This is a genomic window from Streptomyces sp. NPDC048650 (genome assembly GCF_043199095.1).
Classification (GTDB): domain Bacteria; phylum Actinomycetota; class Actinomycetes; order Streptomycetales; family Streptomycetaceae; genus Streptomyces.
The window spans coordinates 442,700-459,198 of the sequence record NZ_JBICVM010000002.1 but is presented as its reverse complement, the minus strand read 5'-3'; the positions used below and the strand labels follow the sequence as shown (position 1 = coordinate 459,198).

The 16,499-nt window shown below is 72.3% G+C and carries 13 protein-coding genes; 10 read left to right on the top strand and 3 right to left on the bottom strand.

The window, feature by feature from the left end:
- Nucleotides 1–276: 276 nt before the first annotated feature.
- Nucleotides 277–2,244 carry a bifunctional metallophosphatase/5'-nucleotidase gene (locus tag ACGFML_RS07840; protein WP_393541141.1) on the top strand — a complete coding sequence of 656 codons (1,968 nt, stop codon included), beginning with the start codon at nucleotides 277–279 and terminating at the stop codon, nucleotides 2,242–2,244.
- Nucleotides 2,245–2,328: 84 nt separating this feature from the next.
- Here ACGFML_RS07840 and ACGFML_RS07835 read toward each other — a convergent pair whose 3' ends face one another.
- On the bottom strand, nucleotides 2,329–2,997 hold the full coding sequence (locus tag ACGFML_RS07835; protein WP_393541139.1) for a lysophospholipid acyltransferase family protein: 669 nt from the start codon (nucleotides 2,995–2,997) through the stop codon (nucleotides 2,329–2,331).
- 381 nt (nucleotides 2,998–3,378) lie between these two features.
- Between ACGFML_RS07835 and ACGFML_RS07830 the strand changes: the two genes are divergently transcribed.
- Nucleotides 3,379–4,521, top strand: coding sequence for a glycerophosphodiester phosphodiesterase (locus tag ACGFML_RS07830; protein WP_393541137.1), 1,143 nt, complete (start codon nucleotides 3,379–3,381; stop codon nucleotides 4,519–4,521).
- Nucleotides 4,522–4,722: 201 nt separating this feature from the next.
- Entirely contained in the window at nucleotides 4,723–5,229 is a 507-nt protein-coding gene (locus ACGFML_RS07825) for a GNAT family N-acetyltransferase (RefSeq protein WP_393541135.1), read from the top strand.
- 86 nt (nucleotides 5,230–5,315) lie between these two features.
- Here ACGFML_RS07825 and ACGFML_RS07820 read toward each other — a convergent pair whose 3' ends face one another.
- Together ACGFML_RS07820 and ACGFML_RS07815 are read right to left on the bottom strand one after the other, a co-directional pair.
- Nucleotides 5,316–5,759, bottom strand: a complete 444-nt coding sequence (locus tag ACGFML_RS07820) for a hypothetical protein (RefSeq protein WP_393541133.1) — start codon at nucleotides 5,757–5,759, stop codon at nucleotides 5,316–5,318.
- Nucleotides 5,752–6,120 (bottom strand): hypothetical protein, encoded by a 369-nt coding sequence (locus tag ACGFML_RS07815; protein WP_393541131.1) that lies wholly within the window; start codon nucleotides 6,118–6,120, stop codon nucleotides 5,752–5,754. The genes ACGFML_RS07820 and ACGFML_RS07815 overlap by 8 nt, the downstream gene beginning before the upstream one ends.
- Nucleotides 6,121–6,237: 117 nt before the next feature.
- Between ACGFML_RS07815 and ACGFML_RS07810 the strand changes: the two genes are divergently transcribed.
- The 7 genes from ACGFML_RS07810 (at nucleotide 6,238) to cobT (ending at nucleotide 16,453) form a co-directional block, all read left to right on the top strand.
- Nucleotides 6,238–6,885 (top strand): HAD family hydrolase, encoded by a 648-nt coding sequence (locus ACGFML_RS07810; RefSeq protein ID WP_393541129.1) that lies wholly within the window; start codon nucleotides 6,238–6,240, stop codon nucleotides 6,883–6,885.
- A 392-nt stretch (nucleotides 6,886–7,277) separates the two neighbouring features.
- Nucleotides 7,278–8,366, top strand: a complete 1,089-nt coding sequence (locus ACGFML_RS07805) for a methionine ABC transporter ATP-binding protein (protein WP_393541127.1) — start codon at nucleotides 7,278–7,280, stop codon at nucleotides 8,364–8,366.
- Nucleotides 8,363–9,097, top strand: coding sequence for a methionine ABC transporter permease (locus ACGFML_RS07800; RefSeq protein ID WP_393541125.1), 735 nt, complete (start codon nucleotides 8,363–8,365; stop codon nucleotides 9,095–9,097). The genes ACGFML_RS07805 and ACGFML_RS07800 overlap by 4 nt, the downstream gene beginning before the upstream one ends.
- An 88-nt stretch (nucleotides 9,098–9,185) precedes the next feature.
- On the top strand, nucleotides 9,186–10,043 hold the full coding sequence (locus ACGFML_RS07795; protein WP_393541123.1) for a MetQ/NlpA family ABC transporter substrate-binding protein: 858 nt from the start codon (nucleotides 9,186–9,188) through the stop codon (nucleotides 10,041–10,043).
- Nucleotides 10,044–10,261: 218 nt separating this feature from the next.
- Entirely contained in the window at nucleotides 10,262–10,897 is a 636-nt protein-coding gene (locus ACGFML_RS07790) for a GNAT family N-acetyltransferase (RefSeq protein ID WP_393541121.1), read from the top strand.
- A 204-nt stretch (nucleotides 10,898–11,101) separates the two neighbouring features.
- Nucleotides 11,102–12,322: a precorrin-6y C5,15-methyltransferase (decarboxylating) subunit CbiE gene (gene cbiE / locus ACGFML_RS07785; protein ID WP_393541119.1), complete on the top strand. Its 1,221-nt coding sequence runs from the start codon at nucleotides 11,102–11,104 to the stop codon at nucleotides 12,320–12,322.
- Nucleotides 12,323–12,559: 237 nt separating this feature from the next.
- Nucleotides 12,560–16,453, top strand: coding sequence for a nicotinate-nucleotide--dimethylbenzimidazole phosphoribosyltransferase (gene cobT, locus ACGFML_RS07780; protein WP_393541117.1), 3,894 nt, complete (start codon nucleotides 12,560–12,562; stop codon nucleotides 16,451–16,453).
- Nucleotides 16,454–16,499 lie beyond the last annotated feature (46 nt).

The window sequence follows — 16,499 nt, the reverse complement described above, 5'->3', positions numbered from 1 at the left end:
CCGGCCGTCGCACCGCTGACGACGACCCGTCCCGGGGCCGCCCCGCCCCCTCCGCACAGCCGCCGCCGGGCGACATCCGGGTCATGACAGGCGGTCGGCGGGCGTGTCCTGCGGAGCGCCGCGCCATGCACCCGACATGATCCACAGGACACCCCCCGGGGGCGACTGTCCCCGGCCGTTCACGCCCGGTACGCGTCCTGATGGCCGGACGTCCCGCACGGCTCGCTTGACTCTCCCGTCGTCCCCCACGGTCGGCCCGCTCAGGAGAGTGACGCAGTGCGCGACATCGGACGACGGTTCTTCTTCACCGCGGCGGGAGCCATGGCCACCGCGAGCGCCATCGGCAGCAACGCCTACGCCACCGGCCATGCTCGTGACGCGGGCACCGCCGACGAATACGTCGATGTGCAACTTCTCAACATCACCGATCTGCACGGCTATCTCCAGGGCGCGCCCGGTGCGAACTCCGTCATCACCGGGGCGGGCGGCAAGGCGTACACCGTGGGCGGCGTCGCCTACATGGCGGCCCATCTCGAACGGCTGCGGGACGGCCGTCGCAACTCCCTCTTCTTCGCGCCCGGAGACCTCTTCTCCGGCTGGGAGTTCGACTGCTCCGCGCTGGCCGACGAGCCCACCATCGAAGCCCTCAACGCCATGGGGCTGGACTTCGCCTCGGCCGGGAACCACGAATTCGACAAGTCGGCGGCCTACCTGACCTCGCACATGGAAAAGGGCCTCAGCTACCCGGTCGTCGGCCGCGACGACTCCTTCGACGACTCGACCGGCAAACGCTTCCGGGGCGCGAACTTCCCTTACTACAGCGCCAACATGGTGTGGAACCAGAGCGGCGAGACCGTACTGCCGCCGTACAACATCGCGTATGTGGACAACGGCCGCGGCGGCAAGCTGCCGATCGGCTTCATCCACCTCACCGCCCTCGGCACCGAGTCGTTCCCCTGCTCCTACCAGCCTGGGCTGCGCACCCTGGACGAGCTGGACACCGCCAACCGCTGCGCCGCCGAACTGAAGACCCGCGGCGTCAACGCGATCGTCCTCAGCATGCACGACGGCGCGGTCGCCGGCGGCGACTTCTCCAGCGGCAGCAACCCCTCGGGCCCCGCCTACGAACTGGCGCTCCGCGTCTCCCCGGACATCGACGCCATCGTCACCGGCCACTGGCACTGCGCCTTCACCATGATGCTGCCGGACCCCGCCGGCGTGCCCCGCCCGTTCGTCGAGGCGGGCTGCTACGGCCAGTTGATCAACGAGATCAATCTGCGTCTGCACCCCGTCACCGGCGAGGTGATCCGGCCGCTCACCACCTCGACCAACCATCCCAACACCCGCGACGTGACCCCGCACCCCGAACTGCGGTCGATCGCCGACTACTGGGCGGGCTACGGCACCCGGCGCGCGGCCGTCCCGCTCGGCAGGCAGACCGCCTCCTTCACCCGGCGCCGCAACGCCGCCGGCGAGAGCACCATGGGCGACCTCGTCGCCGACTGGGCGCTGTGGGCGGGCGGGCAGGCGCACGGCCCGCTGGACGACGCCGCCGCCGACCCCAACACCCCCGCCGAACTCGCCGTCATCGCGGTCGCACCGCGCATCGGCCAGGCCGTCATCGCCGGTGACCTGGTCCGTGACGAGGCGTCGGACGGGATCATCACGCTCGGCCGGGCCTGGCGCACCGTCGGCTTCGGCGACCCGATCATGACGGTGACCGTCACCGGCGCCCAGATCCACGACGCACTGGAGGAACAGTGGGCGCCCCTCACCGGCGGCGGCCTGGGCTTCGCGCCGCTGGCCGTCTCCGCCAACGTCCGCTACACCTTCGACGCCACCGGCCCGGTCGGCCGTCGCGTCGACCCGGCCGATGTCCTCATCGACGGCACCGCCCTCGACCCGGCCCGCGGCTACCGCCTCGCCGCGCCCTCGTACACCCTCATCAACCAGGACGGCTTCAGCGCCTTCTCCGGATTCACCGCGCCGGTCCGGCACACCCGCGACTTCGAGAGCTTCGTGGAGTTCGTCCGCACCAAGCAGCAGCTGGCGCCCGCCCCGCTGAACCGGGTCGCGGTCAAGAACGCGGACGCACCGGGCGCCCGGATCGGCGGCGTCCCCGAGCGCGTGGAGCTCCAGTCCGACGGCGGCAGGGTCCCGCGGCCCGAGGAGGCGCTGCGTACGGCCCTGACCGGCGGCCCCGAGGGCCAGCGTGCACCCGGCGGCTTCCGGGTGCCCTGCTGATCGGGACGGCCGCCTGAGGGCAACGCAACGGGCCCCGTCCGCAGGCTTGGTTCCAGCGGACGGGGCCCGTTGCACGGGAAGGGGTCAGGCGGCCCTGGCCTTGGTGGCGTAGATGTCGACGTACTCCTGGCCGGACAGGTCCATGACGTCGCTCATCACCTCGTCGGTGACGGCCCGCAGGACGTAGCGGTCGCGGTCCATGCCGTCGTAGCGGGAGAAGTCCAGCACCTCACCGAAGCGCACCGTCACCGGGGCGATGCGCGGACGGCCCTTGCCGCCGGGCTGCACCTTGTCCGTGCCGACCATCGCGAACGGGACGACGGGGGCGCCGGTCATCAGGGCGAGCCGGGCGATGCCGGTACGGCCGCGGTAGAGGCGGCCGTCGGGGGAGCGGGTGCCCTCGGGGTAGATGCCGAAGACGCTGCCCTCCTCCAGGATGCGGCGGCCGGTCATGAGCGCGGCGACACCGCCGTGCCCGCCGTCCCGGTCCACCGGGATCATGCCGGCGCTGGTGAAGAACCAGGCCATCAGCCGGCCCTTGAAGCCCTTGCCGGTGACGTACTCGTCCTTGCCGATGAAGTAGACGGGGCGCTTGACGAGCAGGCTCAGGAACAGCGAGTCGATGAAGGTGACGTGGTTGCCGGCCAGGATCACCGGTCCGGTCTCCGGAATGCGCTCCATGCCCTCAACCTTCGGGCGGTAAAGGACACGCATCACGAATCCGAGAATCGCCTTCAGCACAATGCGGGACAACGGGTCCTCCGGGTCGTGGCTGGTCAACGTCGCGGCAGCAGCGAACTCTGCAGCCCAGGACGATACTCGCGGGTCATCTGTGTGCGCACATCGGGTTCACCGGGTCGATACGGAGAGTTGACGTCCGGTTGATGTGTGTTACCGCCGTGTTCCCTCCGATGTCGTCCCGCGTCTCCCCGACGCCGCCCCTCCCCGCTTACGATCGGCGCGATGATGCGACAGGCACGGGGCGGGCGAAGCGGCCCCCTGGGGAGCACCGGCACGCCGCGCGAGGGGGCCGGTCCGCCGCCGTCGGGACCGTTCGAGCGACCACCCCCGCATCACCACTCCCCACCACCACTCCGGAACACCACCGGGCATCACAACCCTAGGAGCGCGGGCATGCAGAAGCGGCAGCAGCCGGGACGGCGGACGATGCTGGGGGCTGCGGCCCTCGGAGCGGGCGCGGCGGTGTTCGGCGGGGCCGGGCAGGCGAGTGCGCGCGGGGCGAGCCGGCCCGGCACGGCGCGGGAGCTGCCGGTCCCGCTGATCGTCGGCCACCGCGGAGCGAGCGGATACCGCCCCGAGCACACCTTCGGCTCGTACCAACTCGCCCTCGACATGGGCGCGGACGTCATCGAGCAGGACCTGGTCCCCACCAAGGACGGCCATCTGGTCTGCCGGCACGAGAACGACATCACCGCCACCACCGATGTCTCCGCGCACCCCGAATTCGCCGCCCGCAAGGCCACCAAGACCGTCGACGGGGCCAAGCTCACCGGCTGGTTCACCGAGGACTTCACGCTCGCCGAGCTCAAGACCCTGCGCGCCAAGGAGCGCATTCCGGGCACCCGGCAGCACAACACCCTCTACGACGGCCAGTGGGAGGTGCCCACCTTCGAGGAGGTCCTGCGCTGGGCCGAGCGGGAGGGGCGGGCGCGGGGCCGCCGGGTCTGGCTGCACATCGAGACCAAGCACCCCACGTACTTCCGCAAGCTGGGGCTGGGCCTGGAGGAGCGGGTCGCCAAGGCGCTGCGCGCGCACGGGCGGCACCGTGAGAACTCCCCGAACTTCCTGCAGTCGTTCGAGCCGAGCAGCCTCCAGCGGCTGGGCAGGCTCGTCGACTGCCCCAAGGTGGTGCTGCTCTCCACGCTCGACTCGCAGCCCTGGGACTTCGTCGAGGCGGGGGACCCGCGCAAGGTCGCCGATCTGGTCACGCCCGAGGGCCTGAAGTGGATAGCCGGCTTCGCCGAGGGCATCGGCCCGGACCTGACCGTCGTCATCCCGCGGGACAAGGACGGCAAGCTCGGCACGCCCTCCGCCGTCGTCGAGGACGCGCATGCGGCCGGGCTCGTCGTGCACCCGTACACCGTCCGCAACGAGAACAGCTTCCTGCCGGCCGACCACCGCCGCGGCACCGACCCGAACGCGTACGGCGATGCGCTGGGCGTCTTCAGGGCGTACCTCGGCACCGGCATCGACGGGCTGTTCTCCGACAACCCGGACACCGCGCTGCTCGTCGCCGCCGAGTTCCGCAGGCGCTGACGCGGGCCGCACCGGACCGGCCCCGCCCGCCCCGGACCCCCGGAACTCATCTGAGTTGGGAATGTCACAGAGGAGCTTGGGGTCGGTCCGTTCCCCATGTACCAAATGCCCGCGCAGAATGCTCTCCGGCGGAGATTGGCACCGCCACATTCCGGGGAACCCGGAAGCACGCAGCGAACCGAATAGGGGAGGCATACGCGCATGGGCACGAGTGTGACCATCTCTGCGGCGACCGACCAGGATGCCGAGCAGATCCTCAAACTGCAGTACCTCTGCTACCAGACGGAGGCCGCGCTGTATGACGACTACGCCATCGAGCCGCTCACCCAGAGCCTGGACGCGCTGCGTGCCGAACTGGCCGAAGGGTGTGTGGTGGTGGCCCGGCTCGGCGGGGAGGTCGTGGGCTCCGTACGCGGCACGGTCGACGAGGACGGGACCGCGCAGCTGGTCAAACTCATCGTGCACCCGCGGATGCGGCGGCACGGTCTCGGCGGCCGGTTGCTGACCGCGGTCGAGGGGCGGCTCGCGGCCGAACGCTCCGCCAAGCGCTACCGCCTCTCCACCGGCCACCGCGGCGAGGGCAGTCTGCGGCTCTACCGCAGCCACGGCTATGTGCCGGTCGACGCCGAGCGCCTCAGCCGCAGGTCGTCCGAGGTCGCCCTCGAAAAGGATCCGGCGGCCGCCGGGGTGTACGTCGCCGGGGCGTAACCACCAGACAGGTGCTGGGCCCGCTGTGGGGGCGGGCCCGGCACCGTTCTTCCGCTTCCTCGCCGTGCCGCCGTGCGGATTCCTCGCTACGTCGCCGTGCGGGCCCGGCGCAGCCACATCAGGCCGGTGACCGGGAGGACGACCGGGATGAAGAGGTAGTCCATCCCGTAGTACGACCACACGGTGGAGTCGGTGAAGGCCGAGGCGTCGGCCAGCGTCCAGGTGCCGACGCCCAGCACACCGATCAGCTCGAGCACGCAGGAGACGATCGCCGCCTTGCGGGCACCTTCCCCGCCGCGTACGAGCGAGAAGGTGATGAAGCCGTAGACGATCGCGGAGACGGCCGAGAGGCTGTAGGCGAGCGGGGCGACGTGGAACTGCGCGATCAGCTGGTAGAGCGAGCGGGACGCGGCGGCCACGGTGAAGACGCCGTAGACGGTGACCAGCAGCCGTCCGGGGCCGGTGCCCAGGGAGCGCCGGGCCGGGGTCGCGGCGTCGGTCGTCGTCGCGGATGTCGTGGTCTCAGGCACTGCCGCCTCCCCAGATGTCGAAAAGCCGTACTTCCAGTACCGCCAGCACGATGCCGCCCGCCGTGACGGTCGCCGAACCCCAGCGGGTGCGCTCGGAGAGCGACATGAAGCCGGTCGCGGGGACGCAGGCGGCGGCCCCCAGCAGATAGGCCACAAAGATCGCGGTGCCCTGGTCGGGCGACTGACCGCGTGCCAACTGCGCGAAACCTATGACCAGTTGGGCGATGGCGAGCAGCGACACGACGGCCATGCCGATGAAGTGCCAGTCCTTGGTCGGCTGGTCGCGGTAGGTGGCGAGACCGCACCAGGCGGCCAGCACGAGCGCGGTCACGGCGACCACGACGGTCAGCGCGTCGATCACCGGGACCTCCGCGCGGCGCACGGGCGCGCCGAGGGGTTGTGGGGCATGGGGCGATGCTAATCGGCGACCGCCGGGCGCCCGCGTCCGGCCCCGCCGCGGCACGTACGCTCGGGAAACATGAAGATCTCCGCTGATGCGCTCCTTTTCGACAATGACGGCACCCTCGTCTCCTCCATGGAGTCCGTACGCCGGTGCTGGACCAGGTGGGCGCGCGAGTACGGGATCACCGCCGAGGACTTTGCACGGATCGAGCTGCACGGCCGGCCCGCGGCCGAGATCGTCGCCGATCTGCTGCCCGCCGCCCGGGTGCCCGAGGCGCTGGCCCGGATCGAGCAGCTGGAGGTCGAGGACGTCGAGGGCGGAGTCGTCGCCCTGCCCGGCACGCTCGCGCTGCTCGAAGGGCTGCCTCCGGAGAAGTGGGCCGTGGTCACCTCCGCCACCCGGCGGCTGGGCGAGGCCCGGCTGGAGGAGGCGGGGATCCACCCCAAGAACCTGATATCCGCCGATGACATCACCCGCGGCAAGCCCGACCCGGAGCCCTTCCTGCTGGCCGCGGAGCGGCTGGGTGCGGACCCCGCCCGCTGTGTGGTCTTCGAGGACGCGCCGGCCGGGCTGGTCGCGGGCCGCGCGGCCGGGATGGTGACCGTGGCGTTGACCACAACGCACCGCGCCGAGGAGCTGAGCGCGGACGTGGTCACCGCCGATCTGTCGGCGGTGTCCGTGCAGGCCACGGCCGGAATGCTGGAGATCACCATCGGGGAGTAGGGCGCTGTCCACGGACCGATCAAGCCTGTCCGTTATCCGGACAGGCTTGATCGGTCCGTACCGGTCTCTGCTTTACTTGCCGCCATGACCACGACGAGCAACCGCACCCCTGCGACCGAGGCGCTCACGACGCCCGGTGCTCGTTGCATGTGTCGAATGTGTGACCGCTGAGGGCCCCCGCCTGAGTCTCGCGCCCCGAAGTGAGACCCTCCCCCGAGCTCTCACGGAGCAGGGGACCCGCGCCGTACGTCATCGACGACGAACCGGCCGCCCCGCGTCACCGGAACCCGAAGCCGGGCCCCGCGCCCCCTGGTTCCTCTCTGCCGCACTCGCAAGAATGCCCCGTACCCGGTGGGCGAGCCGCCGGGCACTCGACAGTGACGGAATTCCCTGTGATCACCACAACGGGCCTGACCAAGGTCTACCGCTCAGGAGACCGCGAAGTCACCGCCCTGGACGGCGTCGATCTGCACGTCCGCGAGGGCGAGGTGTACGGCGTCATCGGCCAGAGCGGTGCCGGTAAATCCACCCTGATCCGCTGCCTCAACCTTCTGGAGCGCCCCACCTCCGGCACGGTCACCGTCGCCGGCCAGGACCTGACCGCCCTCGCCGGGCGCGGCCAGCGGGCGAACGCCGCGCTGCGGGCCGCCCGCAGCCACATCGGCATGGTCTTCCAGCACTTCAACCTGCTGTCCTCGCGCACCGTCCAGGACAACGTCGAACTGCCCCTGGAGATCCTCAAGGTCGACCGCCGCGAGCGCTCCCGCAAGGCCCTCGAACTGCTGGACCTGGTCGGCCTCGCCGACAAGGCCCAGGCCTACCCCGCCCAGCTCTCCGGCGGCCAGAAGCAGCGCGTCGGCATCGCCCGCGCGCTGGCCGGCGACCCCAAGGTGTTGCTCTCCGACGAGGCCACCAGCGCCCTGGACCCGGAGACCACCCGCTCCATCCTCCAGCTGCTGCGCGACCTCAACCGCAAGCTGGGCCTGACCATCGTGCTCATCACGCACGAGATGGACGTCGTCAAGACGATCTGCGACTCGGCGGCCCTGATGAAGAACGGCCGCGTCGTCGAGCAGGGCACCGTCGCCGAGCTGCTGGCCACCCCCGGCTCCGAACTGGCCCGCGAACTGTTCCCGGTCGGCGGCGAGCCGTCGGCCGACGACCGCACCGTCGTCGACGTCACCTTCCACGGCTCGGCCGCCACCCGCCCGGTGATCTCCGAGCTGGCCCGTACCTACAACGTCGACATCTCCATCCTCGGCGCCGCCATGGACACCGTCGGCGGCAAGCAGATCGGCCGGATGCGCATCGAGCTGCCCGGCCGCTTCGAGGAGAACGTCGTGCCCATCGGCTTCCTGCGCGAGCAGGGCCTCCAGGTGGATGTGGCGGATGTGGCGGATGCGGCCGCCCCCGACACCGACGACGCCGACCCGGCGATCCCGGCGCCCGCCGCCCCGCTCCAGAAGGAAGGTGCCAAGTGAGCTGGAACGAGATGCAGCCGCTGCTCTACGACAACACGCTCGACACCCTCTTCATGGTGTGGTGGTCGACCTTCTACGCGGTGCTCTTCGGCATACCCGTCGGCGTGCTCCTGCACCTGACCGCCCGCGGCGCCATGCTGCAGAACGTCGTGGTGAACAAGGTCCTCGGCGCGATCGTGAACATCGGACGGTCCTTCCCGTTCCTGATCCTGATCGTCTGGCTGATCCCCTTCACCCGTTTCCTGGTCGGCGTCTCCATCGGCCCGACCGGAGCGGTCGTCCCGCTCACCATCGCCGCCGTCCCGTTCTTCGGCAGGCTGGTGGAGTCCGCGCTGCGCGAGGTGGACAAGGGCCTCGTCGAGGCCGGCCACGCGATGGGCGGCGGCACCTGGACGATCATCTTCAAGGTGCTGCTCCCGCAGGCGCTGCCCGCGCTGGTGGCGGCCGCCACCACCACCGTCATCACGCTGATCGGCTACTCCGCGATCGCCGGTGCGGTCGGCGGCGGCGGCCTCGGCAACCTGGCCTACACCTACGGCTACCAGCAGTACGAGACCTCGTTGATGGTCATCACCGTCGTCGAGCTGATCGTCCTGGTCACCCTCGTACAGCTCCTCGGCGACCTCGTCGTCCGCCGGCTCGCCGGCCGCGGCACCCGCGCCTCCTTCGTACGCATCGGCCTGCGCCGCGCCCGCAGCGAGGAGCCGGCCGCCGTCACCGAGGCCGCCTGACCCACCCCGCACCACCCCAGAGCCCGGACCCTTTGCCGGGCGGACCACCACGCGCCGCCGGCTCGTGAACAAGAAAGAGGCACTCTTCGTGCGCAACACCATCAAGATCACCGTGGCCGTGGCCGCCGCCTCCGCCGTCGCCCTCGGCGCGAGCGCCTGCAGCGCCCCCTCCGACACCACCGCCAGCACCGACAAGGGCGACAAGAACGCCCCGCTCGTCGTCGCCGCCAGCCCCACCCCGCACGGCACCATTCTCGACTTCGTCAAGAACAAGCTGGCGGACAAGGCCGGGCTCAAGCTGGTCGTCAAGCCGTTCAACGACTACAAGATCCCCAACAAGGTCACCGACGACGGCCAGGTGGACGCCAACTTCTTCCAGCACAAGCCGTTCCTGGACACCTTCAACAAGGAGAACGGCACCCACATCGTGCCCGTCCAGAACGTGCTCATCGAGCCGCTCGGCGTCTACTCGAAGAAGATCCACAAGCTCGCGGACCTCAAGTCCGGCAGCACCGTCTCGGTGCCCAACGACCCCTCCAACGAGGGCCGCGCGCTCAAGCTGCTCGCCGACAACGGTGTGATCACCCTCAAGCCCGGCGTCGGTTCCGACGCCAAGCTCACCGACGTCAAGGACGACAAGGGCGTCAAGATCACCGAGCTGGAGGCCGCCCAGACCGCGCCGCGCATCGACGACGTCGACGCCGCGATCATCAACGGCAACTTCGCCATCGGCGCCCACCTCAAGCCGTCCAAGGACGCGCTGGCCCTGGAGAAGGCGAAGGGCAACCCCTACGCCAACTTCCTCGCCGTCAAGAAGGGCAACGAGAGCGACCCGCGGATCAAGAAGCTCGCCAAGCTGCTGAACTCCCCCGAGGTCAAGAAGTTCATCGAGGACAAGTACCAGGACGGCTCCGTCATCCCCGCATTCGGCCCCGCCAAGAGCTGACCTCCGCGCTCGTGCCCAGGTCACCGCAGGTGACCGGGCGCACGGACGACGACCGGGCCCCGGACCCGCGCTGCGCGCGGCCGGGGCCCACGCGCGTGGCACACCCGCGGGCCCATGCTGCATGCTGGTGCATTCAAGACGGTCACAGGCCCGTGATCTCGCGGGGGACAGCCGGCGAGAGCACGGAACACCACGGTCAACGGCGTTGGAGCAGCGGCATGACATCCACCTTCCCGGACATCTCCATCAGCACGGAGCGGTTGGTGCTGCGCCCCTTCGACGAGGACGACATCCCGGCCCTGACCGAGATGATGAACGACGAGCTGGTCGCGGCCTGGACCGCGATACCCCAGCCCTACACCGAGGACAACGCCCACCACTGGGTCACCGAGTACGCGCCCGCCGAACGCACCACCGGCCGCGGCATCGACTTCGCCGTCACCGAGTTCCTCACCCAGCGGCTGGTCGGCGTCGTCCAACTCGCCAACACCAACTGGCGGGTGCGCTCCACCGAGCTCTCGTACATCGTCGCCTCCTGGGCCCGCGGCGAGGGTTACGCCTCCGAGGCCACGCTCGCCACCGCCCAGTGGGTCTTCCAGGACCAGAAGTTCGAGCGCCTGGAGCTGCGCACCGCCGCCGGCAACACCGCCTCCCAGCAGGTCGCCCAGAAGGTCGGCTGCATCAGCGAGGGAGTGCTGCGCAACGCCTGGCTGGCCCGCAGCCGCACCGAGGACGGCGGCTGGGCGGACATCCGCACCGATCTGATCGTCTGGAGCCTGCTGCCCGAGGACCTCGACGGGCTCCCCGGCCGGATGGCCGACGCCAACGGCTTCGCCTACCCCGAGTGGAACTGACCCCCACCTCGAGTGGAGCCGACCCCCCCACCCCGAGTGGAGCCGACCCCGCACCGGCGCTCGGGCCCCGGCATCCCGGGCCGAGGTAGTCTCGGCCTGCCGCACCCTCGCCACCGGTGAGGAACACTCCACCAGGACACGCCGAAGCCCGGCACCCCCGGCACCCGCCCGCGTACCCACAGCAGCCCCAGGAGACTGACGAGCATGGCCGACCGGGTCACGGTGATCGGATGGGACGGCTCCGCGCTGACCGCGCCGGCCCGCTCCGCCCTCGGCGCCGCGACGCTCGTGGCCGGCGCCGCCCACCACCTCGCACTGCCCGAAGTCCCGCCGAACGCCGAGCGGATCCGGCTCGGCAGCGTGACCCTGGCCGCCCGCCGGATCGCCCAGCACCGCGGTACCGCCGTGGTCCTCGCCGACGGGGACCCCGGCTTCTTCGGCGTCGTCCGCACCCTCCGCGCCCCCGAGCACGGCCTCGAAGTGGAAGTGGTGCCCGCCGTCTCCTCCGTCGCGGCCGCCTTCGCGCGGGCCGGCATGCCCTGGGACGACGCCCAGATCGTGGTCGCCCACAGCCGTGACCTGCGCCGTGCGGTCAACGTCTGCCGCGCCCGCACCAAGGTCGCGGTCCTCACCTCACCCGGCGCCGGACCCGCCGAACTCGCCCTGCTGCTGGGCGACGTCCACCGCACCTTCGTCATCTGCGAGGCCCTGGGCACCGACCGGGAGCGGGTGACAGTCCTCACATCCGACAAGGTCGCCGACCACATGTGGCGCGACCCCAATGTCGTCATCGTCATCGGCGGCTCACCCGGCGGCGCCGCCGCCCAGGGCTCCGGCTGGATCGCCGGCCACGAGGTCGGCCACCCGACCGGGCCACGCGGCTGGGGACTGCCCGACCGCGCGTACGGCGGCGCCCTCGACGAAGGCGAGTCCGTCCAGTTGCGCACCGCTCAACTCGCCCGGCTCGGCCCCCGGACAGGGGACCTGGTCTGGGACATCGGCGCGGGCAGCGGCGCGGCCGCGGTGGAGGCCGCGCGGTTCGGCGCCGCCGTCATCGCCGTCGACGCCGACCCCGTCGCCTGCGAGCGCACCGCCGCCGTCGCCCGCCGCCACGGCGTCCAACTCCACGTCGTCCAGGGCCGCGCGCCGCAGATCCTGGAAGACCTACCGGAGCCGGACGTGGTCCGGATCGGCGCCGGGGGAGCGGCCGTCGTCACCGCCTGCGCGGACCGTCGTCCCGAAAGGATCGTCACCCACGCCGCCACCCGGGACGAGGCCGAGGCACTCGGCCGGGCGCTGGCCGACGGCGGTTACGAAGTCGAGTGCGCGCTGCTGCAGTCCGTCGACCTGGACACCACGGCCTGGGTCGAACGTGAACGTTCGGTGGTCTTTCTGCTCAGTGGGTATCGCGTTCCTCACCCATGACCTGGAAGGCAACCCGTGGGAGGTAGGCTGGCGGATCGTTGCGCCGCTGTTCCGCGTTCGGGTGAGTGCGCCAATATCCGGAAATTGCCGAGGTTTTGGCGGAATATGAAGCCCTAGGGGGCGGACGTGCCGCGCGGCGCGCTCGCTCGTTCTAGCTATCGGGGCGTCGGCGCGTCCCGGCCGAGCGCGTCGCACGGGCGGTTGGAAGGAGCACTAGCAAATGGGCGAGGGGTACGCATGACCGACACCGGCCAGGTCCCGGGCGAGGGACAGCCGGAGAACGCAGGCGGACATCCCGGGCAGCCGCAACCGGCGGCCGTTCCTTCCCCTGCCGACGCCGGACCGACGCAGCAGCCGGGCATGATCCCGCCGGCCGACGCGTACTCCTACCTCGAACCGACCGACGGCGGCGTGGCCGAGGACGACGATCTGCTGTTGATGCCGGGCGCCCAGGGCGCCTGGAGCGAGCAGCAGGCCCAGCCGATGCCGCAACCGCAGCAGCCGATGCCCCAGCAGGAGGCCGTCGGCACGGAGCCGATGCCCGCTCGGGCCGGCGACCACGAGAGTGGCGGTCGGGACTCCGGCGCCGTCGACCTCAGCGCCGTGCGCATCCCGCAGCCCGCGGCACCACAGCCGGAGCGGGAGCGCGCGCAGGCCACCCCCGCGCGCCGTCCGCTGCACATGGGCCCGCCGGTCCCGGACCCGACCGGCGGAGTGGTCCGCTCCCTCGCCGACCGCGGCCCCGCGGGCGCCCCCGCGCAGGCCACCGGCCGCCACGCGGGCCCGGCGGCCGCCGGCCCCGAGTACCTCGACGACCGGCCGGAGGCACCCGCCCCGGCAGAGGCCCCCGCGGCCGGCATCCCCGAGCAGTCGGCCGCTGCCGGCCGGCCCGCCGCGGAGACGGCCCCGCCCGTCGCGCCGCCCCCGTACGGCGAGCGGCCCTACGACGGCCAGCTGTCCGCCGAGCAGGCGTACGGCGCCGCCGGCCAGGGCCCGCTGCCCGGCCCGCAGCTGGGGGAGATCCCCTCGCAGATGCCGCCGTGGGACGACGCGTCGGCCCAGGCGGCCATGGCCCCGATCGCGGAGACGGCCGTCCCGCAGGAGGCCCCGCTGCCCGCCGAGCAGCCCCTGGCACAGCCGATGCCGGAGCCGGTTGCGGAGCAGGAGAGCCCGGAGGCCGCGGTGGTGGCCCAGGACGCCGCCGCCGCTGCCGATGCGGTCCACGAGACGGTGCCGGAGGAGACGCAGCAGCCGTCCGAGGCCGCGGCCCCGGCAGCCGATGAATCGGTGGCCGAGACGGCTCCGGTGGCCGAGGTGGCGATGCCCGAGGCTCAGGTGGCCGAAGCACCGTCGGCCGAGGAGCCGGTGCTCGAGGCGGAGACGCCCGAGGCAGCCGCTCCCGATCCGGCGGAGCAGACCGCCGAGCAGACCGCCGAGCCGGCCGCCGAGCCGGCTGCCGAGCCGGACGCGGCAGTGCAGCAGCAGGTCACCGACGAGCAGCCCGCTCCGGTCGAGCAGCCGGCCCCGACAGACGCGCCCGGGAGTGCGGCGGAGCCCGTCGTGGACACCGGCCGCGAGACGCAGCCGGAGGCCGAGGCCGCGCCGGTCGCAGCCGAGCCGGCGGTCATCGAGTCGGCGGTCGCCGATCCGGCGATCGGCGAGGAGGCCCTGGCGCCGCAGGCCGTGGAGCCGTCCGAGCCCGTCGAACAGCCCGAGCAGGTCGACCGGCCGCAGCCCGTGACGGACGAGGCGACCGAGCCCGAGGCGGCACCGGTGGCGGAGGCCGTCCCGGCGCCCGACGCCGCCCCGCAGGCTCCCGCCGTACCGGCCGCCCCGGAGAGCAGCACGCCCCCGGAGGAACCGGTCATAGAGCAGCCCGAGGCGCAGCTGCCCGCCGACGCCCTCCCGCAGCCCGTGGTCGACGAGACTCCGGCCGACGAGATCGCGGCCGACGGGATCCCGGCCGACGAGGTCCCGGCCACCGAGCAGCCCGCGCCCCCGGGCCCGGAGACCCCCGCCGACACCGCGGTCGGGGCCGCTGTCCAGGCCCCGGCCGAGCAGCAGCCCGAACCGTCCGGCGACGCGGCACCCGACCCCACCGCCGTGGCGGCCGAGGAGCTCCTCCCCGGCGGACAGCCGGAGCCCGCCGGGGACGACGAGGCCGCCCAGCCCGCCGACCCGCGGCTCGCCGACGCCCCCGTCCCGGTCCAGGCCGCCGCCGAGCCCGCAGAGGCAGAGACAGAGGCAGAGCCCGAGGCCCCCGCGGACCGCCCGCACGAGCAGGACCCCGCCGAACTCGTCGAGCTCCGCGAGGACCACGACGACGACCGGCTCCACGAGGCGGACCAGCCGTACCCGGAGGCCCTGTCCGAGGTGCCCGACGCCGCCCCCCGGCCCGCCCCCGCCGCCGGCTACGACGACTCCGAGCGCGCCGCCGTCCACCGCGTGATGCGCGAGCGCCGCGACATCCGCAACGGCTTCCGCAGCGACCCGGTCCCCAACGACGTGCTGCTGCGCGTCCTGGAGGCCGCCCACACCGCGCCCAGCGTCGGCCACTCCCAGCCCTGGGACTTCGTCGTCATCCGCTCCGACGAGACCCGCGAGCGGATGCACCAGCTCGCGACGGCGCAGCGCGACGCGTACGCCAAGTCGCTCCCCAAGGCCCGCGCCAAGCAGTTCCGCGAGCTGAAGATCGAGGCGATCCTCGAGACGCCGGTGAACATCGTCGTCACCGCCGACCCGACCCGCGGCGGCCGGCACACCCTCGGCCGGCACACCCAGCCGCAGATGGCCCCGTACTCCTCCGCACTGGCGGTGGAGAACCTCTGGCTCGCCGCCCGCGCCGAGGGTCTGGGCGTCGGCTGGGTCAGCTTCTTCGACGAGCGGGAGATGGTCCGCGAACTGGGCCTGCCCGAGCACCTCGAGGTCGTCGCCTACCTGTGCATCGGATACGTCGACGAGTTCCCCGACGAGCCCGAACTGCTGCAGGCCGGCTGGTCCAAGCGCCGCCCGCTGTCCTGGGTCGTCCACGAGGAGACGTACGGACGCCGGGCGCTGCCCGGTGAGGAGCCGCACGACCTCCTTCAGGAGACCCTCCAGGGCATCCGCCCGCTGGACGCCAAGGCGCTCGGCGAGGCGTGGGAGCGGCAGAAGAGGATGACGAAGCCCGCCGGGGCGCTGGGCATGCTGGAGATCATCTCCGCGCAGCTGTGCGGGCTGTCCCGCAAGTGCCCGCCGCCGATCCCGGAGCCGGCCGCTGTGGCGATCTTCGCCGGGGACCACGGCGTGCACGCCCAGGGCGTGACCCCCTGGCCCCAGGAGGTCACCGGCCAGATGGTCGCCAACTTCCTGGGTGGCGGCGCGGTCTGCAACGCCTTCGCCAATCAGGTCGGCGCCGAGGTGTGCGTGGTGGACGTCGGCGTGGCGGGCGAACTCCCCGCCACCCCGGGGCTGCTGCCCCGCAAGGTACGGCCGGGTACGGCCGACTTCACCGTGGGCCCGGCCATGAGCCAGGAGGACGTGTTCAAGGCCATCGAGGTGGGCATCGAGACCGCCCGTGACCTCGTCGCTGCTGGGAACAAGGCCCTGCTGACGGGCGAGATGGGCATCGCCAACACCACCACCTCGGCCGCCCTGATCTCCGTCTACACCGGCGTCGACCCGGTCGAGGTCACCGGTCGGGGCACCGGCATCAACGACGAGACGCACGCCCGGAAGGTCGATGTCGTCCGCCGCGCGCTGGAACTCCACCAGCCCGACCCGGCCGACCCCATCGGCGTGCTCACCGCGGTCGGCGGCCTGGAGCACGCCGCCCTCGTCGGCCTGATCCTCGGCGGCGCCTCGCTGCGCACGCCGGTCGTCCTCGACGGTGTCAGCGCCGGCGCCGCCGCCCTGGTGGCCCGCGCCATCGCCCCCGAGGCGCTGGCCGCCTGCATCGCCGGCCACCGCAGCGCGGAGCCCGGCCACGTCGCGGCCCTGACCAAGCTCGGACTGCGCCCGCTGGTCGACCTGGACCTGCGCCTCGGCGAGGGCACCGGCGCCCTGCTCGCGCTCCCGGTGGTGCAGAGCGCCGCCCGCGCCATGCACGAGGTCGCCACCTTCGACTCCGCCGGAGTGACGGAGAAGAGCTGACCGGCGACGGCCCCCGTATGACCCCCGGCCCGCAGCCCCATAGGCT

Coding starts and splice junctions, on each gene's coding strand:
- cobT (WP_393541117.1), top strand. CDS start 12,560: ATGACCGACACCGGCCAGGTCCCGGGCGAGGGACAGCCGGAGAACGCA.
- ACGFML_RS07790 (WP_393541121.1), top strand. CDS start 10,262: ATGACATCCACCTTCCCGGACATCTCCATCAGCACGGAGCGGTTGGTG.
- cbiE (WP_393541119.1), top strand. CDS start 11,102: ATGGCCGACCGGGTCACGGTGATCGGATGGGACGGCTCCGCGCTGACC.
- ACGFML_RS07825 (WP_393541135.1), top strand. CDS start 4,723: ATGGGCACGAGTGTGACCATCTCTGCGGCGACCGACCAGGATGCCGAG.
- ACGFML_RS07810 (WP_393541129.1), top strand. CDS start 6,238: ATGAAGATCTCCGCTGATGCGCTCCTTTTCGACAATGACGGCACCCTC.
- ACGFML_RS07830 (WP_393541137.1), top strand. CDS start 3,379: ATGCAGAAGCGGCAGCAGCCGGGACGGCGGACGATGCTGGGGGCTGCG.